The sequence below is a fragment of the Agrobacterium tumefaciens genome (assembly GCF_009649785.1).
Classification (GTDB): domain Bacteria; phylum Pseudomonadota; class Alphaproteobacteria; order Rhizobiales; family Rhizobiaceae; genus Agrobacterium; species Agrobacterium tumefaciens.
Map to the genome: position 1 here is coordinate 42368 of NZ_WJOK01000023.1, position 23987 is coordinate 66354.

At 55.0% G+C, this 23987-nt stretch carries 26 protein-coding genes; 10 read left to right on the forward strand and 16 right to left on the reverse strand.

Going from position 1 to position 23987, the window contains the following annotated elements; all coding sequences use genetic code 11:
• Positions 1 to 8 precede the first annotated feature (8 nt).
• From GH784_RS21295 to GH784_RS21305, 3 genes are read right to left on the reverse strand one after another with little or no spacing between them, the layout of a single operon-like run.
• Positions 9 to 1241 (reverse strand): SAM-dependent methyltransferase, encoded by a 1233-nt coding sequence (locus tag GH784_RS21295; protein ID WP_065661930.1) that lies wholly within the window; start codon positions 1239 to 1241, stop codon positions 9 to 11.
• Positions 1228 to 2046 (reverse strand): DUF1365 domain-containing protein, encoded by an 819-nt coding sequence (locus GH784_RS21300; protein WP_013761037.1) that lies wholly within the window; start codon positions 2044 to 2046, stop codon positions 1228 to 1230. The genes GH784_RS21295 and GH784_RS21300 overlap by 14 nt, the downstream gene beginning before the upstream one ends.
• On the reverse strand, positions 2043 to 3416 hold the full coding sequence (locus GH784_RS21305) for an NAD(P)/FAD-dependent oxidoreductase (RefSeq protein WP_153793726.1): 1374 nt from the start codon (positions 3414 to 3416) through the stop codon (positions 2043 to 2045). The genes GH784_RS21300 and GH784_RS21305 overlap by 4 nt, the downstream gene beginning before the upstream one ends.
• Before the next feature lie 192 nt (positions 3417 to 3608).
• On the opposite strand from GH784_RS21305, the gene GH784_RS21310 reads away from it, so the two are divergent.
• Both GH784_RS21310 and GH784_RS21315 read left to right on the forward strand, forming a co-directional pair.
• Positions 3609 to 4397, forward strand: a complete 789-nt coding sequence (locus tag GH784_RS21310; RefSeq protein ID WP_153793727.1) for a DUF1295 domain-containing protein — start codon at positions 3609 to 3611, stop codon at positions 4395 to 4397.
• A complete protein-coding gene (locus GH784_RS21315; protein WP_153793728.1) occupies positions 4394 to 5419 on the forward strand; it encodes an SAM-dependent methyltransferase in 1026 nt (341 codons plus the stop codon). The genes GH784_RS21310 and GH784_RS21315 overlap by 4 nt, the downstream gene beginning before the upstream one ends.
• Here GH784_RS21315 and GH784_RS27210 read toward each other — a convergent pair.
• Entirely contained in the window at positions 5416 to 5559 is a 144-nt protein-coding gene (locus GH784_RS27210) for a hypothetical protein (protein WP_174061716.1), read from the reverse strand. The two genes, GH784_RS21315 and GH784_RS27210, sit on opposite strands and share 4 nt — an antisense overlap.
• A gap of 148 nt (positions 5560 to 5707) precedes the next feature.
• On the opposite strand from GH784_RS27210, the gene GH784_RS21320 reads away from it, so the two are divergent.
• The 4 genes from GH784_RS21320 to phrB all read left to right on the forward strand — a co-directional run bounded on the left by GH784_RS21320 (position 5708) and on the right by phrB (position 10410).
• Complete coding sequence (locus tag GH784_RS21320) at positions 5708 to 7033, forward strand: putative bifunctional diguanylate cyclase/phosphodiesterase (protein ID WP_149916255.1); 1326 nt, start codon at positions 5708 to 5710, stop codon at positions 7031 to 7033.
• Positions 7034 to 7183: 150 nt separating this feature from the next.
• Positions 7184 to 8179: a hypothetical protein gene (locus tag GH784_RS21325; protein ID WP_153793729.1), complete on the forward strand. Its 996-nt coding sequence runs from the start codon at positions 7184 to 7186 to the stop codon at positions 8177 to 8179.
• 102 nt (positions 8180 to 8281) lie between these two features.
• Positions 8282 to 8842, forward strand: coding sequence for a GNAT family N-acetyltransferase (locus GH784_RS21330; RefSeq protein WP_112682824.1), 561 nt, complete (start codon positions 8282 to 8284; stop codon positions 8840 to 8842).
• Positions 8843 to 8886: 44 nt separating this feature from the next.
• Positions 8887 to 10410: a (6-4)DNA photolyase gene (gene phrB, locus GH784_RS21335; RefSeq protein ID WP_323131486.1), complete on the forward strand. Its 1524-nt coding sequence runs from the start codon at positions 8887 to 8889 to the stop codon at positions 10408 to 10410.
• 218 nt (positions 10411 to 10628) lie between these two features.
• Here phrB and GH784_RS21340 read toward each other — a convergent pair whose 3' ends face one another.
• The 3 genes from GH784_RS21340 to GH784_RS21350 all read right to left on the reverse strand — a co-directional run bounded on the left by GH784_RS21340 (position 10629) and on the right by GH784_RS21350 (position 12112).
• The gene (locus tag GH784_RS21340) at positions 10629 to 11042 is read right to left on the reverse strand and encodes a curlin (RefSeq protein ID WP_162685982.1); all 414 of its coding nucleotides are present in this window, start codon (positions 11040 to 11042) and stop codon (positions 10629 to 10631) included.
• Positions 11043 to 11210: 168 nt separating this feature from the next.
• Positions 11211 to 11609: a curli-like amyloid fiber formation chaperone CsgH gene (gene csgH, locus GH784_RS21345; RefSeq protein WP_065661939.1), complete on the reverse strand. Its 399-nt coding sequence runs from the start codon at positions 11607 to 11609 to the stop codon at positions 11211 to 11213.
• Positions 11610 to 11674: 65 nt separating this feature from the next.
• Positions 11675 to 12112, reverse strand: a complete 438-nt coding sequence (locus GH784_RS21350; RefSeq protein ID WP_153793731.1) for a curlin — start codon at positions 12110 to 12112, stop codon at positions 11675 to 11677.
• A gap of 245 nt (positions 12113 to 12357) precedes the next feature.
• Here GH784_RS21350 and GH784_RS21355 point away from each other — a divergent pair, with 245 nt between their 5' ends.
• The 3 genes from GH784_RS21355 to GH784_RS21365 are packed head-to-tail and all read left to right on the forward strand — an operon-like array spanning position 12358 to position 14204.
• Positions 12358 to 12921, forward strand: a complete 564-nt coding sequence (locus tag GH784_RS21355) for a hypothetical protein (protein ID WP_153793742.1) — start codon at positions 12358 to 12360, stop codon at positions 12919 to 12921.
• A gap of 31 nt (positions 12922 to 12952) precedes the next feature.
• Complete coding sequence (locus GH784_RS21360) at positions 12953 to 13483, forward strand: lipocalin family protein (RefSeq protein ID WP_153793732.1); 531 nt, start codon at positions 12953 to 12955, stop codon at positions 13481 to 13483.
• A 19-nt stretch (positions 13484 to 13502) separates the two neighbouring features.
• Positions 13503 to 14204: an SDR family NAD(P)-dependent oxidoreductase gene (locus tag GH784_RS21365; protein ID WP_194842984.1), complete on the forward strand. Its 702-nt coding sequence runs from the start codon at positions 13503 to 13505 to the stop codon at positions 14202 to 14204.
• Positions 14205 to 14517: 313 nt separating this feature from the next.
• Here GH784_RS21365 and GH784_RS21370 read toward each other — a convergent pair whose 3' ends face one another.
• Positions 14518 to 15825, reverse strand: coding sequence for a citrate synthase family protein (locus tag GH784_RS21370; RefSeq protein ID WP_246670475.1), 1308 nt, complete (start codon positions 15823 to 15825; stop codon positions 14518 to 14520).
• Here GH784_RS21370 and GH784_RS21375 point away from each other — a divergent pair.
• On the forward strand, positions 15788 to 16894 hold the full coding sequence (locus GH784_RS21375; RefSeq protein WP_065660349.1) for a citrate synthase/methylcitrate synthase: 1107 nt from the start codon (positions 15788 to 15790) through the stop codon (positions 16892 to 16894). The two genes, GH784_RS21370 and GH784_RS21375, sit on opposite strands and share 38 nt — an antisense overlap.
• A 448-nt stretch (positions 16895 to 17342) precedes the next feature.
• Here GH784_RS21375 and GH784_RS21380 read toward each other — a convergent pair whose 3' ends face one another.
• The 8 genes from GH784_RS21380 to GH784_RS21415 all read right to left on the reverse strand — a co-directional run bounded on the left by GH784_RS21380 (position 17343) and on the right by GH784_RS21415 (position 23728).
• Entirely contained in the window at positions 17343 to 17702 is a 360-nt protein-coding gene (locus GH784_RS21380; protein WP_065660350.1) for a DUF982 domain-containing protein, read from the reverse strand.
• 591 nt (positions 17703 to 18293) lie between these two features.
• Positions 18294 to 19175: a glucose-1-phosphate thymidylyltransferase RfbA gene (gene rfbA / locus GH784_RS21385; protein ID WP_065660351.1), complete on the reverse strand. Its 882-nt coding sequence runs from the start codon at positions 19173 to 19175 to the stop codon at positions 18294 to 18296.
• A 46-nt stretch (positions 19176 to 19221) separates the two neighbouring features.
• The gene (gene rfbD / locus GH784_RS21390; RefSeq protein ID WP_112651281.1) at positions 19222 to 20136 is read right to left on the reverse strand and encodes a dTDP-4-dehydrorhamnose reductase; all 915 of its coding nucleotides are present in this window, start codon (positions 20134 to 20136) and stop codon (positions 19222 to 19224) included.
• Between the two features lie 3 nt (positions 20137 to 20139).
• On the reverse strand, positions 20140 to 21195 hold the full coding sequence (gene rfbB, locus GH784_RS21395) for a dTDP-glucose 4,6-dehydratase (RefSeq protein ID WP_153793733.1): 1056 nt from the start codon (positions 21193 to 21195) through the stop codon (positions 20140 to 20142).
• A 20-nt stretch (positions 21196 to 21215) separates the two neighbouring features.
• The gene (rfbC, locus tag GH784_RS21400) at positions 21216 to 21767 is read right to left on the reverse strand and encodes a dTDP-4-dehydrorhamnose 3,5-epimerase (RefSeq protein WP_065660354.1); all 552 of its coding nucleotides are present in this window, start codon (positions 21765 to 21767) and stop codon (positions 21216 to 21218) included.
• A gap of 15 nt (positions 21768 to 21782) precedes the next feature.
• On the reverse strand, positions 21783 to 22043 hold the full coding sequence (locus GH784_RS27755) for a transposase domain-containing protein (RefSeq protein WP_112424601.1): 261 nt from the start codon (positions 22041 to 22043) through the stop codon (positions 21783 to 21785).
• On the reverse strand, positions 21989 to 22324 hold the full coding sequence (locus tag GH784_RS27760; protein ID WP_153793734.1) for an IS66 family transposase: 336 nt from the start codon (positions 22322 to 22324) through the stop codon (positions 21989 to 21991). Before GH784_RS27760 ends, GH784_RS27755 begins: the two co-directional genes overlap by 55 nt.
• Before the next feature lie 225 nt (positions 22325 to 22549).
• A complete protein-coding gene (locus tag GH784_RS21415; RefSeq protein WP_410170283.1) occupies positions 22550 to 23728 on the reverse strand; it encodes a polysaccharide biosynthesis/export family protein in 1179 nt (392 codons plus the stop codon).
• Positions 23729 to 23987: the final 259 nt, after the last annotated feature.

Here is a 23987-nt window from a genome sequence, read left to right on the forward strand (position 1 = left end):
GCCCCGCCTTATTTGTGCTCGATCGTGTAGAAGCCAACATTGATGGTGCCCTCGGTAAAGCCGGCTTCGCAGTAGCAAAGGTAATAATCCCAGAGCCGCCTGAAGCGGTCATCGAAACCCAGCAGCGAGATTGTCTGCCAGCGCGCATGGAAACGCTGCCGCCATTCCGCCAGCGTGCGGGCATAGGATTGGCCGAAAAGCTCGGTATCGGTGAGGCTGAGGCCGGCTCTGCCGATTGCTCTTTCAAGGGCTTCGTCAGATGGCAGGAAGCCGCCCGGAAAGATGTATTTCTGGATGAAGTCAGCGTTTCGCCGGTAATTATCGAACCGGGCAGGTTCAATGGAGATGATTTGCAGCACCGCGCGCCCGCCGGGTTTCAGGCAGCGTTTCAGTGTTTCGAAATAGCTCGGCCAATAGGCCTCACCGACCGCTTCGAACATCTCCACGGAAACGATGCGGTCGAACTTGCCTTCGACATCGCGGTAGTCCTCGAGCCTGAGATCGATATGCTCAGCCTTGTCGGTTTTCTCCGCTGCCGCCTTTGCCCAATTCAACTGAGATGGCGAAAGGGTGAGGCCGGTAACGTTGGCATCCGCCTGGGTCGCGAGGTGGATTGCAAGCGCGCCCCAGCCGCAGCCAATCTCCAATACGCTCTCACCGCCGTTCAATTGCAGTTTGTCGACGATGCGGTTGAGTTTTTTGAGTTGGGCCGCCTCAAGCGTTGGCGTCGTATCGTCGAAAATCGCCGACGAATAGAGCATCGAGGAATCGAGCCATTGCCGGTAGAATTCGTTGCCGAGATCGTAATGGGCCTCGATGTTACGGCGGCTGCCGCGCTTTGTATTGGCGTTCAGCCGGTGGCCAAGGCGATTGATGAGGCGCATGGGCAGGCTACCGCGCGTCGATCCCCCGAAAGCGTCGTTGTTCTGTGCCGCAAAACGGATCAGGGCGGTCAGATCCGGTGTGGACCAGTCGTCTTCGATGTAACCCTCGGCAAAACCGATGTCGCCATTGAGGATGAGCCGACGTAGCGCGCGCCAGCGATGGAGAACAAGCGTCGCCTCGGTGCCCTCATGTTCCCCGGATTTCTCAATCACGCCGCCACCGGGAAGCATGACGCGCAGTCTGCCTTTGGAGACGTTGTTCAAGAGCTTGGCCATGAGCCAGCCTTCGGGACCGGTGCGTTGCCGCATCTGCGTGTTTTCCAGCGATAGTTCGTTGAGATTGTCAAACGGGGTCATGAAGTTTGGCCTCGATTTGCGATGGTGATGGGTGAATGAAGGAGACAGGGGCAGACGGTGGACGCGGTCGTTTTCTCAACCGCACACCCTTGAGCCATATTTTAAGTGCTTCCCAATGGATGCCGGCAACAACCTTGAGGGTAAGAAAGGGGATGGTGACAAACGCCTTCAGCAGCGCGCCATCGGTCAGCTCGACGCGCCGCGCCAGATGCCTTGCAGTCAGGACTGGCCCCTCGTCGTCAAATGTATCGATAACGATCTTCAGCTTGTCGCCGGGTGGAATGACCCGGAATACATAACGGAGATCCATGTCCATGAAGGGCGAGACATAGAAGGCCTTGTCGCAGCGCTGGACGATCTCGGCCGCACCTTCGGTCTCCACCGGGATAAGGTAGGAATGCCGCTCGCCGAACGTGTTGTCGACTTCCCAGAGAATGGCTTTGAGAGACCCGTTCCGGCCGTGGCAGAAAAACACGCTGAGTGGATTGAAGGCCCAGCCAAGGATGCGCGGCATGGTGAGCAGACGGATCGGACCACCATCGACGGTCATGCCTGCGGCCGTCATGGCGTTTTCGATCTGGTTGCGCAATTCCATCTTGCTCCCGTCGCCGCGGTCCCGGCGGTGAAAGGAAAACAGGTTGAAACGATCCACGGAGAACAGCCGCAGCTTACGGTCAAGCGCATCAAGTTCATCAAGGTCGAGAAGCAGCGAGTAAATGCGATAGGCGAGCCGGTGCGCTTTCGGCTTGAAGCGCGCATGCATGACATGTCCGGGAAAAAGGGCGGAGGAGAAATGAGACGTCATGGGATCGCCTCAACGAGTTTGATCGTTCTTTTCCGCGAAGCCAAATTCAGACGGACGATCCGGCCGCTATCATCGGTAACCTTCCAGGGCCTCGACAGGCCGCCCAGATCCTCAGCGACGGCAAGCCCTGCCTGAATGCCGTCTTCATGAAAACCCGAGCCAAAATAGGCGCCGCAGAACCAGGTGTTTCTCAAACCCTGCAAGGCCCAAAGTTCCTGCCTCATCTGCTCGGTGCCGGCATCGAAAACAGGATGGTGGTAGGTTTCCTCGGTGATGATTTTTCCCTTTTCCGGTTCGCGCGTCGGGTTCAGCGTTACGAAGGTGTCAGGGATTTCGCCCAGAGGCTGAAGCTTGTTCATCCAGTAGGTGATGCTCGGCTGCCCCGTTTCAATGCGTGTATCGGCCACATAGTTCCAGCTTGACCAGGCGGCGCGCCTGCGGGGCATGAAACTGCTGTCCGTGTGCAGTACCGCCCTGTTTTTCGTATAGCCAAACGCGCCGAGAATGCGCCGTTCGGCTTGCGTCGCGTCCGTCAGCATCTCCAGCGCCTGATCTGCGTGTGTGGCAATCACCACATCGTCGAAACGTTCGAATTCGCCGTTAGTGTTGGCGATCTCGACCCCGTCCGCCAGGCGGTGGATGCGTGTCACGGGTGTCGAGAGCCGAATGCGATCGACGAATGGCGCAGTGAGGCGTTTCACATACTCCCGACTGCCGCCGACAACGGTGCGCCAGACGGGCCGGTTGCGCAGCAACAGCAGGCCATGATTGCTGCAGAACTTCACGAAATGAGCTGCCGGGTAACGGCCGACTTCCATGGCCGGGGTAGACCATATGGCTGCTGCCATCGGGTAAAGATGATCGTTGCGAAAGGCGTCGCCATAGTTGTTTTGCGAAAGATACTCATCGAGCGACATATCGCCCATCATCGGCAGATCGCGTGGGGCATTGCGATAAAAGCGCAAGAGGTCGGCAAGCATTGCCCAGAAGCGCGGTCTGACGGCATTTCTCTTCTGCGCCAAAAGGCCAAAGCCCGAGCCGCCGGAATATTCGAAACCGCCATCATCCAGCGAAACGGCAAAGGACATGTTGGAGGCTGCGGTCGTCACTCCCAGCGTTTTGAAAAGTGCCGTCAGATTGGGATACGTCACCTCATTATAGACGATGAAACCCGTATCGACAGACACCGCCTCCTGTTCAGTTTTGAACGTCACGGTGTTGCTGTGGCCGCCGACGCGGTCCGCAGCCTCGAAAACCGTGACATCATGCCGTTTCGACAAAAGCCAGGCCGCAGACAGACCGGAAATGCCTGTTCCGATCACGGCGATGTTTCGCCGGCTGTCTTTTCTTTTGGCTTCGGTATCGAACATGGTTCCTCGCTATTGCATTCACAATTCAGTTTTACGGCCTGCGACAGATACGAAGGAGCGGATCGATAAGTTTCAGCGGCGCGCAAATTTTTCAGAATTTTGTCAGGCGCTTGAAACTCTTTTGCCGTCTCGCCCGTAGTTGACACTGAAAACTTGGTCTGAAGTCCTTCGAATACAGTGAGCGGAATGGTGATGATGTCTGTTGTGGTGGCCCTTGCCGTGCTGATGTCGCTTCTGATGGCGGCAGCCTGGGCGTTGCAGCGTTACACAGGATCGAGTGGCTGGATCGACACCGTCTGGTCTGCGAGTGTCGGGCTCGGCGGCGTGGTTGCCGTCTTGTTTTCCGATGGAGATCTCTGGCGCCGGGGAGCGGTTCTATTTCTTGTACTGGTGTGGTCGCTTCGGCTCGCGGGACACATCGGCATGCGGACGAGGGGAGGTGGCGAAGATCCACGTTACGCGAAGCTTATAGAAGAATGGGGCAGCAATGCCTCGTTGCGGCTTTTCGCCTTTCTCCAGATTCAGGCCGTTGCCGCCTTTGTGCTTGTTCTCGCCGTCTATCTTGCCGCCAGCAATCCTCTGCCATTTCCAAGCATTATCGATATGATAGCGTTGATCATCGCGGCTGGTGCGCTTGTCGGAGAAGCGACCTCCGATGCACAGCTTTCACAGTTCAGAAAAACCCCGGAGGCCAAAACCGGCGTCTGCGAGACTGGTCTGTGGCGTTACTCGCGTCATCCCAACTACTTTTTCGAGTGGCTTTTCTGGTGCGGCTTTCCGTTGTTGGCCATCCATGCGCAGCCGTGGTCATGGCTGTCGCTTGCTGCGCCAGCCATGATGTACTGGCTCCTCGTCCACGTCTCCGGCATTCCCCCGCTCGAAGAACACATGCTGAAATCACGCGGAGAGAAATTCCGCGCCCTGCAAAACCGCGTCAACGCCTTCTTTCCGGGGCCACGCAAGAATGAGGACACGCCATGAACATGCTCGCATTCGCCATCAATGCTGCCGAACGCGCACCGCTGAGTGACAATATGACGCTTGCCGGCATCGACATGCTCTGCGCACGCACTAAACGGCGACTTGCCGGCGTTCCGGCGGCGGAAGAAAACGCTTTTGTGACTGATATGGCGAAATTTCCCGTCGCCACACACACCGACGAGGCGAACAGGCAGCACTACGAGGTGCCGGCTGAATTCTTTGCAATCGCCCTTGGCGCGCAAAGAAAATATTCCTGCTGCTTTTATCCCAATGCTCAGACAACGCTGGATGAGGCTGAAACATTGGCGCTGGAAGAGACTGTTTCCCATGCCCGATTGCAGGACGGGATGAATATTCTCGAACTCGGCTGTGGCTGGGGTTCGCTCTCCCTTTATATGGCCGGCCGGTTTCCCAATGCGCGGATTACGTCCGTTTCAAATTCGGCTTCGCAGCGCGAATATATAATCGAACGTGCAAATGAGCGTGGGCTGTCGAACCTCTCGGTGGTGACGGCCGACATGAATGATTTCACTACTGACGAGCGTTTCGACCGTGTCGTATCGGTGGAAATGTTCGAGCACATGTCGAACTGGCAGGCATTGTTCGAGCGCGTCCGCTCGTGGCTGACGCCCGAGGGCAAGTTTTTCCTCCACGTCTTCAATCACCGGGATCGATCCTATCGTTTCGATCATGGCAACCGGGCAGACTGGATCGCGCAGCATTTCTTCACCGGCGGCATCATGCCTGCCTTCGATCTTCCTCACCGTTTCCCGGCGCTTTTCACCGTGGAACAGGAGTGGCGCTGGTCGGGATCGCATTATCGCCGAACGGCCCTCGACTGGCTTGGAAATTTCGACCGGGAGATCGACCGTATCCGACCGATTCTGCAGCGGGTCTATGGCAACGATGCGCGCTTGTGGGAACGTCGTTGGAGACTGTTCTTCCTCGCGACGGCAGGTCTTTTCGGGCACGAAGACGGTAAGGTCTGGGGCGTTGGACACTACCTCATGGCGCGCGTCTAGATCGCTGCAAATACGCGCATGCGAACCCAATCCGGCGCCGCTTCGCCCTTCGTCGCGATGCGGCGAAGGTGTGTCGTCGGTTGGCGCAGGCCGCTGAGGCCGGCGAAGCGGGAAAAATGGATATGCGATTGATTGTGCATGATTTGATCGTGCAAAATTTGTGTATTTCATTCCTGTTTGCTTAACCCCGTTTTTTGAAATCTGCGAAGTTCGGCGACCTCGTCTAGCTTCCGTTCGGCTTTTGCATCAAGGAGCGGGCTCGCCCCGTAGTCAAAGCCAAGGGTCAGCATGCCTTTTCAGAAAACAAAAGACCGAGAGGAATATTCGCAGCATCTTCTTCTCCTGTGTCGAGTTGCAGCCTGGATGGGCGTGGCGCTGGCGACTGGCTGGTTCGTGTTTTTCATTCTCACGGAAAGATGGGGCATTGCGCTCAGCCTACTCATTCTAGGGGTTGCGATCGTGCCGTGCTGGCTGACTTGCCTGATGGGCCACTTTTCCCTCGGACTCATTCTGGCTCAGAGCGCCTGTATCCTGTTCGTCTGCTGGTATTCCGTCGCTATCGATGTCTCCGACGATACCGTACCGAGGACGACGCATCTCTACCTGCTCGTCATAATCTTCGTCGGCTACATGAATTTTCAACGCCAGCGTTCCGCCGCCCAGTTTCTGGTCATCGCGGCAAGTCTCGTGGCCTTTGTTTATTTCTGCGCGTCGGCCGCGCGGTTTTCGTTCAGTACTCCCATGCCGCAGGATGTGCGCAGCATCAGCGCCTGGTTCAACAGTGTTTTCGCAGCGTTGATGCTGTGTGGCGGTGTCGCCGCCATGCAGGCGCAGTTTCGCAGTCATACGAAAAAAGCCCTGGAACTTCGCTCCGCGCTTTCGAATGGCCAGTTTGAACTTTTCTACCAAGCGCAGGTTCGCGCGGATGGCACGCTGCTTGGCGCAGAGGCGCTGTTGCGGTGGAACCACCCGAAACGGGGATACATCCCGCCAGCCGATTTCATCGCGCTTGCGCAGCAAACCGGTTTCATGCCGACAATCGGCGCTTGGGTCATTGCGGAAGCCTGCAAGACACTTGCGAGATGGCAGGAGAACCCGGCAACCCAGAATCTCACCTTGTCGATCAACATCACTGCCGATCATTTCGTCGACGCGGGATTTTCCGGGCAGCTTCTTGATGCCGCCTCGTCTCAGGGCATCAAGCCACAGCTTCTAAAGCTGGAGCTGACCGAGAGCGTTTTCCTATTCGACATAGAAGCAGCGATCGCGAAAATGAAGCTCCTTGATCGTTCCGGCTTCACGATTTCACTCGACGATTTCGGCACTGGCTACTCTTCACTAAGCTACCTGCGGCAATTGCCGCTCAAACAGATCAAGATTGATCGCAGCTTCGTGACGGGGGTGACCGAAAGCGGGCGTATGGCGACAATCACGCGAAACATCGTCCAGATGGGGCACGACCTTTCGCTGGAAGTTCTGGCCGAAGGCGTGGAGACCGAGGCGGAGCTGCGGATGATGCTGTCCTACGGCTGCCGATTGTTTCAGGGCTATCTTTTTGCGAGGCCGACGAGCCTCGTCGAATTCGAGCAATATGCCGCCCGTCCATCGTCCTGACCGGACGTTTTGCGACAGGCTGAGGCATCCGGATCGAATTCAGTGGCGTGCCTGCCGGCAGATCCGGGCGTTGAACAATGTACCATTCTTCGGGTAGAGCTATCTTGCCCGTCAGGATCGCAACCGATCCGCATCATTTCGTTGGTTCGCATGATCCCAGTAGCACTACCCTCCGTCGAAACGCTGCTTTTGCTTGCCTTCCTTCTTGCCACGACACTGGTCTGGGGTATCTGGACAGTGGTGTTGGTTGCACGATACGCAGGAGGCCGCTGGGCGCGCCCGATGATGCTGCCCTATGGTCTGGCGACCGCCATTGCAATTTTTACACTTTGGCAGTTCGGTAATTTCTATCTCCAGATGCGTGCCTACGACAGGGAAATGGCGTCTAGCTATCGCCCGGAGCTTGGGGAGCCGGTGCGCCTTGGCCAGATCGACATGCCCAAAGGCACGAAACTTGAACTGGCCGTGGCCGATACCAGGGAATCATTCAACCGCGCGGTCTTCCCCCATCCCGTGTGGGTCGCGAATGTCGATGCCGTCGAGATCGCCCGCTACATCGCGATAAAAACCAACGGAAATTATGAGACCGTCGGCTTTGTTCCAGAGACGATGCGGGTGACGGGCACAGGCGTGACCCTGCAGAGCGGCTGGCGCTGCGATGCGGCACAACCGGTTGAGTTCGACCTGAAGGCTGACGGGGATGTATCCGCTTTCAGCCGATGTGTCCTTGCCGACGGGAATATCGTCGACGGCATTGTCTTGCAGAAGGGCACGTTTCTGCGTGCCTCCACCGGCAATGTCTATACCGACGGTTTCATCGATTCCGACAGGTGGGTTCTCGACACGCCCACGGGCCAGGCTATCCGCATTGATGATTTCGCTCTTGAGGATGTCACGCTCGCCCTTGATGGCGAAAGAAAACTCTATGAAATCCGAAGCGCGGTTTTGTCGAAGGAAGCAACGGCGGGCGCGCTCCACTTCGCAGCCGGCAGTGGAATTCGCCTCAATCCCCGGCACTTCCGGACTGATTATCCCGGTGCATGGTTGATAACACCATCTCCTGCGTCCACCGGTTCTGAACCGGTGTCGCATCGGTCAAGCGTGCTGAACAGAGGCGGAAAGCTTCTGGCCACCCTTTCCGACTAGCGCATTGGTGGACCAGATACTCTGAACGACCTCGATGGAGGTCTCTCTTGCGATCAGGTGCCCGCGACCCCAGATATCGCGCATTATTGAAAGTGCGCATAAATGAACCCTGAGAACTACCTACCGATAAAGACCGACCGGCTGATCCTTCGTAAATTCCAGGCCGCTGATCTCGCATCATACGCCGATTACCACACGCGCGATGACGTCTACCGTTTCCTCTATGCCGCACCGCCTTCGGATGATGCGGTGAAAACGCAATTCGCAGCGCTGCTCGAGGCTCCGTTCGAAGAGGACGGCGATACGTTGCGACTTGCCGTTACGCGCAGTGACGATGACACGTTGATCGGCGAAGTCCTGCTTAAAATTGCGAGCAAGGCAGCTTTGCAGGCGGAAGTCGGTTATGTCTTCAATCCTGATTTCTCAGGTAAGGGATATGCGACGGAAGCCGTCCGGGCCATGATAAGCCTCGGCTTCGAGACGCTCGGATATCACCGGATTTTCGCGCGGCTGGATGCCCTGAACCACGGATCGATCGGTGTTGTTGAACGCCTTGGCCTGCGGAAAGAAGCGCATTTGATCGAGAATGACCGGTTTGGCGGCACCTGGGGGGATGAATTCATCTATGCCACCCTGAAGAGGGAGTGGGCGTCTAGCCCATGATCTTGCGCAGGTGATGATTATGTCGGGTTTGAAGGAAATTGTCGGTGTCTCAACTGGTCTTGATCCTCGGCGATCAATTATCTTTCTCCCTATCTTCGCTGGATGGTGTCGACAAGACGCGCGACACGATCCTGCTTTGCGAGGTAATGGCGGAGGCTACCTATGTCGGCCATCACAAAAAGAAGATCGCCTTCATCTTTTCCGCCATGCGCCACTTCGCCGAGGAACTGCGTGGCGAAGGATACCGGGTTCGCTACACGCGGATTGATGATCGCGACAATGCGGGCTCCTTCTCCGGCGAGGTGCAGCGGGCGTTAAACGACCTGACCCCTTCCAGGATTTGCGTCACCGAGGCTGGAGAATGGCGCGTCAAGTCAGAGATCGAGCGCTTCGCCAGTGCCTTCAACATCGAGGTCGATATCCGCCCTGATCGGCGCTTTCTTGCCACCCACGAGGAGTTCGAGCGCTGGGCGGCCGGGCGCAAAAGCCTGACGATGGAATATTTCTACCGGGAAATGCGTCGCAAGACTGGCCTGTTGATGAATGGCGAAGAGCCGGTCGGTGGACGCTGGAATTTTGACTCGGAAAACCGCAGCCCCGCCAAGCCGGACCTGCTGAGGCCAAGACACCCTGTCTTCGCACCGGACAGGATAACAAGGGATGTCATCGACACCGTCGAGCGGCTGTTTCCCGACAATTTCGGCAAGCTTGAGAACTTTGGTTTCGCCGTCACCCGCGCCGATGCCGAGCGGGCGCTCAGTGCCTTCATAAACGATTTCCTGATGAATTTCGGCGCCACGCAAGATGCCATGCTGCAGGATGACCCGTATCTCAACCACTCGCTTCTGTCTTTTTACATCAATTGCGGGCTGCTGGACGCGCTGGAGGTCTGCAGGGCGGCGGAGCGCGCCTACTACGAGGGCGCGGCACCGCTCAATGCCGTCGAGGGTTTCATTCGCCAGATCATCGGCTGGCGGGAATATATGCGTGGCATCTACTGGTTTGCGGGGCCGGACTATGTCGACAGCAATTTCTTCCAAAACGACAGGCCGCTGCCGGGCTTTTACTGGACGGGCAAAACCCACATGAACTGCATGGCGACCGTAATTACGGAAACCATCGAAAATGCCTATGCTCACCATATCCAGCGCCTGATGATCACGGGAAATTTTGCCCTTCTCGCCGGCATTGATCCGAAGGCCGTTCATCAATGGTATCTGGAGGTCTATGCGGATGCCTATGAATGGGTTGAGCTGCCGAATGTGATCGGCATGAGCCAGTTCGCCGATGGCGGCTTTCTCGGGACAAAGCCCTATGCCGCAAGTGGCAACTACATCAATCGCATGTCGGACTATTGCAGTAGTTGCCGCTATGATCCCAAGGAGCGTCTCGGTGACAAGGCCTGTCCATTCAACGCGCTATACTGGGATTTTCTGGCCCGCAACCGTGAAAGGCTGAAATCCAACCATCGGCTGGCGCAGCCCTATGCCACATGGTACCGGATGAGCGAAGACGTCCGCCATGATATCAGGGCAAAGGCGGCTCTGTTTTTGAACCGCCTGAGCTAACGCGGCCCTTTCTCTGCTTTTGCCGACGGCGGGATACGCGATCAGAGCTGTCCCTGCGAATGTCTCAGTCATGACGCGGCTCGTAAACCCAGCTCCGCGTGGTGCCGACAGCGCCGCCGATCCATGCCGCAATGGTGCCAATGATAAGAGCGACGAAGGCGAGCTATCGGAAACGACGTGAAGCCTGCCGCGTTTCTCAGCTTACTTTAAACTATCAGTTACCAGCCGTAGCTGAATGTCAGGCCGCTGCCGTTGTCTCCGTTCTGCTCCACGTTGGTTTCGGTGTTCCGCCCATACTGGAAAATGCCATAGGCATTGTTATTGCCGTTTTGCTGCAGCGTTGCGGAATGGCCGTTGCCCCGCTGCCGGATAAAGCCGAGATTGCCGCGACCGTTCTGGGCGATGCCTGCCGCATTTCCCCGGCCCAATTGCCGGATGTCTGCGTCTTTCAGATCGCGATAAAGCGAGTAGGCGCGCAGACCGGTTGAGAACAGATCCCCATCCCCGGAATTGCCGGGCGCGAGGTCAAAGGAAATGCGGCCACCGGCATGGGCGGGAGCCGTAAATCCGAGCGGCGCAAGGCCTCCGACAAGCAGAGTAACGGTGAGAAGTTTCAACACGTTGCGGGTCATTCTGATCTCCATTCTGTCAGTGCCTTTGCCGATGATCCACTCTCGCATCCTGCAACTGAACCCGAACGGAATTGCCCATTCACATGTCGTTCAGTCGCTGCACGAGGATCAAAGAAAAGGGCGCTCAACTGGCGCCCTCTCTGGTGGAAATGTATAGTTGAAGTCAGCCTAGTCGCCGCCAACCTGCTTCGTGCAGCTGAAGCGCCTGCCATCGATTTCGAGATCCAGCACTGCCTTGTACTGCGCTCCCTTCGCGCCAAGCGTTACCGAACTCAGAAGTTGCGAACGCCCGGCAGCGGCATCAAAGCCGCCGCCCTGGTTGATGACGGAACTCCCGCTGCCTCCTGAATTTTCGACGTGAAAGGCATAGGTACCTCCAGCACCGGTGTTGCCCTTTGCGAAGGCCTCCAGCCTGACCATGCCCGCCTGTGGTGTTGCCTTGATCTCGCAAAGCTTGCCTTCGCTCAGGTCATTTGCGGTCGACATGGCTGCAATGGCGCCGAAGGGAAGCAGTGCAACGGCAAGGATAGCCGCCAGGCGGCGTGGATGTGTGACGCTATGGGGCATGGCTAGTCTCCTTGATGATCTGTTGACTTGATCTCGACCAGTTGCACGTCAAGGCCTGTGGCGGCTTAAGGGCAGGCCTGCACGAAGGCCGCGACATTGTCATTACCGCCCTGGTTCACATTGGCGCTGCAGCCACGGCCAACCTGAACACCAGCCGCGATGTTGCCGTTGCCGTCCTGGGTCAGGATGGTGGTGTGGTTGGAGCCGAACTGGCCGATGCCCGCCACGTTGCGGCTGCCGTTCTGATAGGTGGAGCCGTAATTGTCATGCCCCTCCTGACCGACAGCCGAAAGGTTGTGACGACCATATTGATGGCCGACGATCCGGTTATAGCCGCCGTTCTGGTAGGTGCGGATCCGGTTGCCATAACCTTCCTGTGCACCACCGGCAGAGTTCGACCAGCCATATTGTTCGATGCGCACATCGTTGGCCATGACGGGGGCCGTGGCGGTGAAGCCAACGAGAGCGGAGAGTGCAATTGCAACGAAAGACGTACGGATCATGACTGTCTCCTCAGGCGGATAAGACCGCGGTTGAACGTCTTTGTTGTAGACGGTCCCGTTGGAACGGAAGCTGAAGAGATTATTCAGTCGTGGTTCATTGGCGGGGTATGGTCCCAGCGTCGCAACAATGGTGACGAACATGATGACTAAAGTTTTCTTGGCATGATGAAACCAAATTGGCTCGCCTTTCGTACATGGCTTGCGCCTTCAATGTTCAGGCGGAAAGGGAGACGAATCTGGGTCCGATGGAGCTTCAAAGCCGCGCTAGCCAGCCCGCAAATGCAGGGTCTGCTGCAAGAGATGATCTGACACGAGCAACCATAACCGTTGCCTGGGTCATCATCCTCAACAAGCCATTTTATCCGCTTTACGTGTGGTATCTGGTCGATGACGGAGCCATGGCATCGCTTGTCACCCTATTGTCGGTGCCATTCTTTCTCGCGATACCATTCCTGGCGAAAAAATCCCCGTTGGCCGCGCGCCTCGCTCTCCCTTTGGTGGGAACAATCGACACGCTGTTTGAAACCAAAATATTCGGCCATGCTTCTGGCACCGAATTTTTCTTCGCAGCCTGCATCATGCTTGCAGCCATGTCGTTCCGCGCAGACGAGAAGCTCTGGCAATATGCGACGGCAATCCTCGTCTTCATCGCTTTCTTTTTCTCGCGGACGTTTCTGGGCGCGCCGCTGCAATCCTGGTCGGCAGATGATCTTGCAACGCTTCTCAATCTGAATGCGTTCTCTGCCGCCAGCCTCATGGTCTTTATCGCCCTTAGATATGCCGGCATTTCACGGCGAACCGAAATCTGAACAAGAGCCGTGCCATCGACAGGAGGAGTTTATGCTTAGACAATGTAACCGCGTGATTGGCGCCCTGACATTTTCGCTGTTTCTGTTTGCCGGTTCTGCGGTTTCCGCAGCCCCCAAACCGGTTGCCGTGGGTCTCGATCATTACCGCGGTACCTGGCTTGAAATCGGCCGTACACCCATGTTGCTTACAGACGGATGTGTTGCAGGATATTCCACCTATCGGCAGGGAGCATCGACAGATGAAGTGCTGATAGAAGATGGCTGTCGAGCAGGAAATCCGAATGGTCGCCTCAAGACGGTGAACGGCGTCGGCAAGATCGAGGATTTCGGATCAACCAATGCGAAGATGCGCGTTCGCTACCCTCTTTTCATCACATTCAATTATTGGGTTTTCTACAAATCGCCTGATAAGTCCTGGTTCATCAGCGCCAACCCGTCGACCGGCGATGTGTGGATCTACGCCCGCAACATCCCGTCCAAAACGAAGCTCAATAAAATGATCATGAAAGCACGTGAGCTTGGCTACGACGTCAGCAAGCTCGAGTTTCCGGTCCAGAAATAACAGCTGATGGAGCGCATGGATGATGCAGTCGCTTGAAAATGGCTACAGGGCGATCGTCTTGGGCGCATCCGGCGGCATTGGTGGAGCCCTGTTGTCGTACTTCGAGGCCGACCCTCGTTGCGCGTTCGCCTTGCCGCTCTCGCGAAGCGTCGATGGTCTCGACATAACGAACGAAACCAGAGTGCGCGAAGTTGCCGCCCGTCTGGAGGCTCAGCGCGGCTCCTTCGACCTGATATTCAATGCAACCGGTGCCTTGACGGTCGATGGTGCCGGTCCCGAAAAGTCGATAAGGGCGATCGACGAAGTTCACATGACGAGGCAGTTTGCGGTCAATGCCGTAGGCCCCGCTTTGCTGCTCAAGTATTTCACCCCGCTTCTGCGCAGAGACAGGCGAACCATTTTCGCCTCCCTGTCCGCGCGTGTTGGCTCGATTGGCGACAACAGATTGGGCGGATGGATCTCCTACAGGGCGTCCAAGGCCGCTCACAATCAGATCATCCGAACCGCAGCCATCGAAATCGCCCGCACAAACCCACAGGCCATCATCGTGGCGCTTCATCCCGGAACAGTCGAAACAGAGCTGTCCCAGCAATTTTCGAAGGGCAAAGACTTGTTCACCCCGCAGCAGTCTGCCGCGCGACTGATGGAAACAATCAATGATCTCACACCGGCACAAACAGGGCAGTTTTTTGCCTATGACGGTTCAAGGATCGAATGGTGAGTGCCGGCATTCGTTGACGCCGGCGAATTTGAAGTGAGCGAATGATGGGGCATCATACCGCTGAAACTCTTTCCTGGTTGTCTCGTGATTTGCTCACTCCCATAACGGAGTGTCCGGCTGAGGAGGCGCGCAATTAGCGTCGTGGCTATTGAACAAGAGTAATTTACGATGCAAAGGCGCCCTTGTTGGAACGACCAAATAAGGTTTTGTTGAAAAGAATTGCGACGCTCGCAATCCCGAATCGACCTTGCCCCTACAGCTGCTACGACCTTGATTCTCAACTGCTCTTAGGCAACATATCAAGCCGGCCTACCTAATGCCCCAAGTACCGGGCTCGAGGTCTTATTAGCTTGCCATCGAGCTTTTGCTCCAGAGCATGCGCGACCCAGCCCACAGTTCGAGCAATCGCGAAAAGGGCCAGAGCTGAACCGCGGGGAAGATTTAAGCTACGGCGCAGGCTGACAAGAGCGACATCACAGGTCGGTAATTGTCCGGCGGTCTCGTTCATGACTTGCAACAGTTCGTCCCGCAGTGTTCTAGGCGGCAGATGTGGAAGCAAACCGCTCGCTCTTGGATCCCCTTCCGGATAAAGCGGATGGTGAAAGCCAGGAATTGTTTCACCTCGCCGGAGACGTTGATCGATCACTCGCTCAGCATCCCCATACTGCTCCAGCTCATCGAAAAGCAATTCGACAAGGCTGGTCATTCCACCGTGCAAGGGCCCACTCAGGGCGGATAGTCCGGCGTTCAGACAAGCACCGAGGGACGCGCCTGTGGACGCAACGACGCGTACGGCAAATGTCGAGGCATTGAGTTCATGGTCGGCCTGCAGAACAAGGGCGCGACGGATAAGATCCGCGCCGAGACTGTCTGCCTGCCAGGCATCGGCAAGAAACAGGTGAACTGGCTGCTTGTCCGGCTGACGTGAGGCGCAGGCGGCAGCTGTGGCTCGCAACATGTTAGCGGCACCAGGCCATAGACGACGATTGTCGCGCTGCCAGGCGGTGAGGCGGCCAGCTTCAACCAAAGGAAGGAGCGTCTGACAGCGCTCCGTCAGCGGCAGCTCCCGGGCGTGGTCGAGGACAGCGTGTGGCCATGGCGCTGGAGCGGCCTTTATGTCAGCGAAAGGATCATTGTCGCCGCAATCCCAGAGTAGTCGCGCAATATCCTCGAGACATGCATCGTGTGAAAGTGTTAGGGCGTCTCGGCCACGATAGCGCAACTGGCCTTCGGCGATCTCGGTAATTGAGGATTCCAGCACTGGCAGTCCCCAGTCCAGTGCGGTCGCCGCCACCTGTTTCGGGCGCCGACCAACGGCCTTTCTTTTTTTCAACACTTCAATGTCATGTGCGCTGTAGAGTCTGCGGCGGGGGTCATCCGGCGAGCCGCTGGTACGGATCAGTCCACGGCTCACATACGCATAAAGTGTTGCCCGGCTTATGCCCAATTCGGACGCGGCGTGAGCGGCTGTCATGAATTTGTCAGAATGGTGCATGGCGTTCTCATATTGATTATATGAATCAAGATTGACGATATATATGTGGTGCAGCATCTTCAAGGCCATTCGCGTTGAACTGAGGAGAATGACAGTGTCTGCAATACCCGCTTTCGTTGGCCGCATTCCGGCTTCCGGCCTTGATGAAGTCGTCGCCGCCGAAACAATCCTCAGTCACGTGGATGGACAGGCGGGTGAACTGATCATTCGCGGGCATCACTTGGCTGAACTGGCTGACTGGTCTTTCGAGCAGATGCTGGAACTCCTCTGGGACGGGCAGACCCCGGAGGTGATGACTATGCAAAGCATTCGAGTTAAACTGGGAGTGGCACGGCAGCGCGCGTTCGACCTCATGCAGCCCTTGCTTCCCGTCCTGCCCAATCTTTCCTCTGTCGAGGCGTTGCGCCTTCTGTTGTCTTCTTTGCCAGACGAGGAAAGCACTCCGCATCACGTGATGGCTGTTGCGGCCGTTCCGGTCTTTGCCGCGGCCATCGTCCGAAGCAGGCGGGGTCTTGTCGCGATTGCGCCCGATGCCATGCTCTCCTTTTCAGCCGACTTTCTGTACATGATATCCGGTGCTCAGGCGTCGCCAGATAAGGTGAGGGCGCTTGATGCATACCTGACCACGGTTGCCGATCATGGATTGAATGCTTCAACCTTCAGCGCGCGGGTTATTGCCTCGACGGGGGCGGGGCTTTTTTCATCTGTGGTTGGGGGGCTTTGCGCCTTGAAGGGGCCTCTCCACGGCGGGGCGCCGGGTCCAGTGCTCGATATGCTTGACGCGATTGGATCAGAGGCAAACATAAGTCCATGGCTGCGAGCTGCACTGACCCGGGGCGAGCGATTGATGGGTTTCGGCCACCGGATCTACCGCGTGCGAGATCCGCGTGCAGACGTGTTGAAGGGGGCTGTGGCGGCTCTCGCGGACGGCTCCGATCGTATTTCCTTTGCGGCTAAGGTGGAGGAGGAGGCGCTTACGCTTCTAAAGGAAAAGAAGCCCCTGCGCCCACTGCAGACAAATGTAGAATTCTATACGGCGCTTGTACTGGAGGCCGTTGGTTTCCCCCGCGACAGTTTTACGAATGTCTTTGCAGCAGGACGAATGGCGGGCTGGACAGCCCACGTGCTGGAACAGGAGCGCACCGGACGGCTCATCCGGCCACAATCCCGCTACATCGGCCCTCAACCGAGATGAGATCATTGTGTCGGTGTGATGCGTGTAAACACTAATACAAACGTCGCCGATTGGCAGTTTGAGTCCATAATGTCATCGAAATTGCGTCGGCCCACCCTTACCAAGCAGATTGAATGCCAGACGTTTGGTTTGTCGTTTCACTGAGCGATCTCTGGCGCTCCTGCCAGATCGCATCGGCGACAATTCTGCTTATGTCTCTCTCGCCACGGCACAGGTGCTTAGACGTGATGACCCAAGCCATCATTTTTACGTCTTCCGGATAATCGCTCTGATCAACTGGCATTGCACTAGGTCCATTTCTCTTGGGTTGACTAAGCAAAAGTTGCATTGCGCAGACCTGTTGTCACCTAGGCTCAAGGTGCAGTTCCAAAATGTAGAGACGCCCGACGCTTGAAAGCGCCGGAGCCTCCAGTTTCGGCCTGCTTCAGGATGCGCATACGAGGTTGCCTTACTCTCGCTGACGATCGACGAAAAGCATTTTTCCAAAATCGCTCAAAATCGATTGCCTCAGCGCATTTCTTATGTCCTGTTCGAATTCGTCGGGTGATCCTTGTTGAGTACTTACGTAACTGAGTCCTGATGTAGAGGCTGCATGGATGAAGCTGCTGAACGCGACTTCATCATTCACCAAGCCTTTAAGCGCTTTCGTGCAGGATACTACGGCCTCTTTGTACGATTTATCGCGAGAGCCTGGCCACTGATCAAGGAGATAGGATGCCGCACCACGTGTCGATGAGATGCGGGTGTATATCCGCTTCTGGCCGCCAAGCTCGATCTTAACCGTACTGTACCACCTTCCAGGTTCCATCTGCGATCTCCAAGCGAACAAAGATTATATTACTTTGTTGTCCTTGCGCGAGGCTTGTTCAAATCGGCTGAACATAATGGATCAGGAAATATTACCCGTCGCGATTATTCTTATGTTTGATTGCAGTGGTGGCCCCGCCTTACCTACCACATATAATTGCGATGCCGAGCGAGGTGCTGCTTGAGCAGGTTAGGGGCAAAACTTGCGTTGCGAGTTGAGGCCGCAAGGGCTTGCTCCCAAAACGCAGTGAGCGATGAGGGCAACGGAGTGATTCATATGGGACTTTTAAAAATAATCACTTGGATGGATTCGTCAGAAGCTGCCAGTGCGCGAAATCAGCCTATGACCGCATTGTCGCGCAACACGATTGCGAAGTGGCTGAGAGTTGGCGCGAGCGAACCGAAGTTCACGGCAACAGCGCGTTTGAGGTGAGGGGGTGCGCCAACTACATCAATCCTGCGGATATGATCCCGAATACAGTGAAGTGGTCAAGCAGTCGCTGTCTGCAATAAAATCGTCTGTGATCATAAAGCACACCAAAGCTCTATATTGGATAATTACTATCTACTGCTCACACACTCAAGCGATCGTCTATCGGAGATTTTCCGTTGGCGAGGCCGCCAGGTTTTTAAGATAATGACCGTACGAGCTCTTTCCGAGCTTTACCGAGAGTTCGTGAAGTTGCCCGTTGTCGATGAACCCCATTCGAAGTGCCACTTCTTCGGGTGAAGCGATCTTGAATCCTTGCCGTTTCTCCAGTGTGCTGACGAAGTTGGCCGCTTCTAGCAGGCTATCCGGTGTTCCGGTGTCGAGCCACGCATAGCCACGCCCCATCAATTCCACAGAAAGTTCGCCTCTTTCAAGATATATGCGGTTGATGTCGGTGATCTCTAATTCACCGCGCTGCGAAGGCTTTAGGTTAGCGGCCATGTCGACAACCTGTTCATCATAAAAATATAGACCTGTAACGGCCCAGTTGCTTGCAGGAGAAACGGGCTTCTCCTCAATTGAGAGAGCTTTCATCGACGCATCGAATTCCACCACACCGTAGCGTTCTGGATCTGTTACGTGATAGGCAAAGACACGGGCGCCTTTGTTCTTATCTTTGGGTTGCATTAATTCGGCCAGCCCGTGGCCATAATAGATATTGTCTCCCAAGATTAGAGCCGATGGGTTCTTGCCCACAAAATCAGCGCCAATGATATATGCTTGCGCCAAGCCATCGGGGCTCGGCTGAACGGCGTATTTAAGGGAAATTCCCCATTGGCTTCCATCACCCAGCAACCGCTTAAAAGCTTCATTATCGTGTGGAGTAGTGATAATCAGAATTTCACGAATTCCGGCCAACATCAGCGTTGTGAGTGGGTAGTAAATCATCGGTTTGTCGTAAACCGGCATCAACTGCTTGGAGACAGCCATTGTTATTGGAAATAGCCGCGAGCCAGAGCCTCCCGCCAAAATGATTCCCTTCATGGGTTTTCCTTTAATAGGTTTCGACAATTCATTTCATTCATTTTGTCTAAAGTGTTTGCTGTGCACCACCATGCGATTGATCTAATGCCAGCAATCGCCGCGCTACGGCTCGGGCAGATATTTCCCACTGAGGAAGTTTTATTCCGTAAACATCAGACAACTTGTCTCCCGACAGGCGTGAGTTGAACGGCCTTTTTGCGGACGTGGGATATTCCCTTGTTGTGATGCGGTTCACTGCAACCTTTTTGCCGGTTTTTTCCGCAAATGTATCAAAGATCACTTCTGCAAAGTCAGCCCACGACGCCTCACCACCTCCCGTTAGATGGAAAATTCCCCTCAATCGCTGGTCTGTGTCTCTCATTAGTTGTTCAGATGCATACAGAATGGCATCCGCAATATCGAGTGCGCTTGTTGGGGTACCGTATTGGTCAGATACCACGTTGACGACGTCGCGTGTTTCCGCCAGCCGCAGCATGGTCTTGAGGAAATTCTGACCGAACGGTGAGTAAACCCAAGCTGTCCGCAGGATGGCGTGATCTGGGTTGGCTTCACTAATCCCAATTTCGCCATCAAGTTTAGACCTACCGTAGACTGATATCGGATCGGCTGCATCGGTCTCAAAATACGGGCCGTCTTTATCGCCGGAAAAAACATAGTCTGTAGAAATATGGATGATCGGTATTCCCGCTAGCTTAGCAACTTCTGCCAAGGCGCGAGGACCGCGTCCGTTGATAGCAAAGGCGCTATCTTCGTCGCTCTCGGCTTTGTCCACTGCAGTATAAGCCGCAGCAGAAACTATGACATCAGGTGTCATTCTGAAAATGGCCTCTTTGAACCCTGCTGGCTCAAGAAGATCAAATTCAGGGCGGCCAAGTTTTATGACCTCAACATTTCTATTGCACGCTCTTTCGACGAGTGATGACACGACTTGACCGTGCTTGCCGGTGACTGCGATACGCATAGCCTACACCTTCTTCAATATGCCAAGTCTTTCACCTGAATATACTTCTTGCCGCAGAGGCTTCCACCACCATTCGTTCTCGATATACCAGCGCACGGTCCGCGCAATACCACTATCAAAATTCTCTTGAGCTTTCCAACCGAGTTCCGTCTCAAGCTTCATCGCGTCGATAGCATATCGAGCATCGTGGCCCGGTCGGTCGGTGACGTAGGTGACGAGTTCCGCGTGGGGACGTTGGGATGGACGGAGTTCGTCCATAAGTTCACAGACACGCTTAACTACTTCAATGTTACGGCGTTCGTTGCGACCGCCGACATTATATTTTTCGCCGATGCGACCGCGTGAAGCAATGAGGTCGAGCGCCCTTGCGTGATCATCAACATATAGCCAGTCACGAATATTTATACCGTTACCGTAGACCGGTAAGGGTTTGCCTTCCATTGCATTCAAGATGGTTAGTGGGATGAGCTTTTCCGGGAAGTGATAGGGGCCATAGTTGTTGGAACAATTTGATATGATGACAGGTAGGCCGTATGTGCGGTACCACGCAATCGCGAGATGATCACTTGCGGCTTTTGATGCGGAATAGGGAGACGAAGGGTCGTAGGGTGTCGTTTCTTCAAAAAGACCATCGCCGCCCAGCGAGCCATATACCTCGTCGGTCGATACATGGAGAAAGCGGAAACCATCTTTCTTGGGGCCAGGAAGGCCATTCCAATATTGGCGAGCCGCTTCAAGGAGTGAAAACGTACCGATAATATTTGTTTGCACGAAATCACCTGCACCGGCGATTGAGCGATCTACGTGGCTTTCGGCTGCAAGATGCATGATCCGATCAGGTTTGAACGATTCCATTGCCTCCGACATTTTTTGCTGGTCGCAAATGTCTGCCTTTAAAAACTGATGGTTGGATGCCCCTTCAACTTCTTTCAGGGAGGCCAGGTTGCCTGCGTATGTCAGCTTATCGATCGTTAGGACTTCAGAGCCGACATTATTCACGAGATGCCGAACGACTGCGGAACCGATAAAGCCTGCGCCGCCAGTGACAATTATTCGCATTGATTACTCCGTACAGAATACTAGAAGTATGTAGGAAGGTCGAAAAGTTTTGGTTGCGCACGGTCTTTGTCAGATAAAACGACATTGTCCAGTTTTATTGGCCAGTCGATACCAATATCCCGATCATTCCATAGTAGCCCGCGGTCGTGCTCGGCGCTGTAAGGAGCGGTGACCTTGTAGGAAAGGACGGTATCCGGCGCGAGCGTAGCGAATCCGTGCGCGAAACCTGCCGGTATCCATAGCTGATCGCCATTTTCTTTCGAGAGTTCAAGGCCATACCATTGACCGAAGGTGGGCGATCGTTCGCGGATGTCGACCGCTACGTCAAACACTTTTCCTGCAATGCAACGAACCAGCTTTCCCTGAGCAAAAGGGTGTAATTGAAAATGCAGGCCACGTACGGTGCCTACGGTGGCTGAAAGTGACTCATTTTCTTGTGCGAAGGTCAAGTCCGCGACATGTTGGCGAAACCAGCTTTCCTTGAACACTTCCGAAAAATAACCGCGATTGTCGCCAACGCGTTTTGGAGTAATCTTCACTAGTCCACTTAATGGTAGATGCTCGAGGTTCATGATCGACGTAGTCCCTTATTTTTTCTCGTTATAAGTGTCCTTCTTTTCTTTGCAAGTTAATATTCCATGTAAATTGCTCCCTATTGTGTAACGATTGCAAATCGGTAGTGAGTGCCTGGGTAACTGATTTTCCAGGCGCGAATTCGGATGATCGGGAATTCGGGTAACGACGTTCCGCAGATAGGCATCCGGATCACGGCCATTTAGCCTTGCCGTTTCGATCAGCTCCCAAGTGGCGGCTGCCTGTTCACCACCCCTATCTGATACGGCGAACAGACCGTTTTTGCGTCCGAGCCCATGGGCCGGATTGCTCGTTCAGCAGCATTATTGGCAATCTCGGTACTACCGTCATCAAGGAAACGGGAGAGCGATGCCCATTGGAAAGCGCGTGGCGGATCGCCTCCACCGTGCCGGATTTTTGCGGCATGCGTTTGAGATTGTTGCCCAGCGGTGATTGCAGGGCGTCGACCCTGGGCTTGGTTCCATCCTGCCGGACAGCGTTCGGTGCCATTGCTGCCAGCGGAGGTGATACATCTGGAGGATACGCAACTTCTCATCGACGGAGATAGGCTCGTTGCTAAATAGAAGCGCCGCCCCGACAACTTATAAATGATTCAGGAACTACACCCCTTTATCGCGGACGCGATACGCGCCGCACTACTGCGCATAGACCGGTTCGTTTATGATCTCGAGAAGTCTGGCGGCCGCTAAGCGCAGAGCGAAGTGCTGTATCAACCAAACAATTTGATAAAGACCAAGTTGTGCATCGGCAATCGCGCTCGTTAGTCATTGAAGTTGTTATAAATACCAGCGCCACCTGAGACAATGCTAATTGGCTGGCCGATTATCGTGACAAAGCGCGTAAAGTCGATAGATGGGTGGCGCGATGCATATATGACGTCGCGAGCTTTCACATCAAAGTTCTGACCGACCAGCATGCTTCCGGCTCGCGTCATGTCGAAACGATAAACGATGGGGTAGCGTCCGAATTTGTCCGGGCGCATACCCCGATGGATTAAGTCATTAAACTTCTGCTTGCCAATGAGGTCTATGACAATGTCTGGCTCTTCGTACCGGAACACGAAATATCCCTTCATGTCGCTGGTACCCGCTGAGCCACCTCCGGCAAGTGCAACGGCTTCCAACAGGTTAAGGTCGTTCGCACCAAATTCGAGACGGTTGTTTGCTTTCACTGATCCAAGGACGGTGAACGTGCGAGGCTCGCGGGTGACGAATACTTGGTCTCCCGGTTGAACGTAGACATTTTCCTGCGGGTTTTGCACTAACGTTTTGAGAAGCACTGTTCCCGTCTTCGACTGCCGTGTCAGTGTCACGTAGCTTTCGTAAGGTTGTGCTGTCGGTCCACCTGCTTTGGCAAGCACCTCCATAATCGATTCAGGAACAAGATTGAGCGGCACCACGGCCGGGCTCTTAACAGCGCCGGATACTGTGACGTTTCGGGACGCAGTGCTAGTGCTGTTGATAATGACGTCCGGTTCGACAGCCTTGCTTGCAAGTGCCGTCAAAATAGTTTGTCGCGCCTGCTCCAACGTCTTGCCCGAAAATGTCACGAGGCCAACATAAGGAATGGCTGCCTTGCCATCCGGTTGCACCACAATGTCCAGTGTCGTTTGCTTGGAGTCGCCTGTCGAAAAAAGACCATTCGAGCCCGCTTCGAAGATTGTGATCTTTAACTGATCTCCGATGCCAATCACCGGTCTTTTCACCCCTCCGCCGATACCGAACCGACTTTGCAGCAGTTTTCCGTCAAATTTTGATATCAGCGTCGCGGAATTTACGTCGATGTCGATGACATCGAATACAACATTTTGCCCTGTAGAAGTGCGCGTCATCGACTGTTTGGACTGTTCAAGCACGTCAGATGCCAATGGTCCGTCACCGGGAAGGTTGTTGCACGATGTCAGCCCTAGCCCCACCAATAACAAGCCAGCTTTCTTCACAATTTCCCCATACATAAAACTCAAAGGTGCAAACCCAATAGCAAGAAACTATTAATGATGGCTACCCTGCCAAACCATTCTCCAAAAAAAACCTTTGCAGCGCGACGAAAATTTGGCATCAGAAAAGCAGCGCACCAGTTGTACTCGTTCGTCAGTGTTTTCGCTGTGAACTAATTGGCCGTTTTCTTGCGGCTACGCAAAGTTGCAAAATTTGAGTTTTTTCGGGGCTAAGCTGGAGACAGATCATGTGCCGGTGATG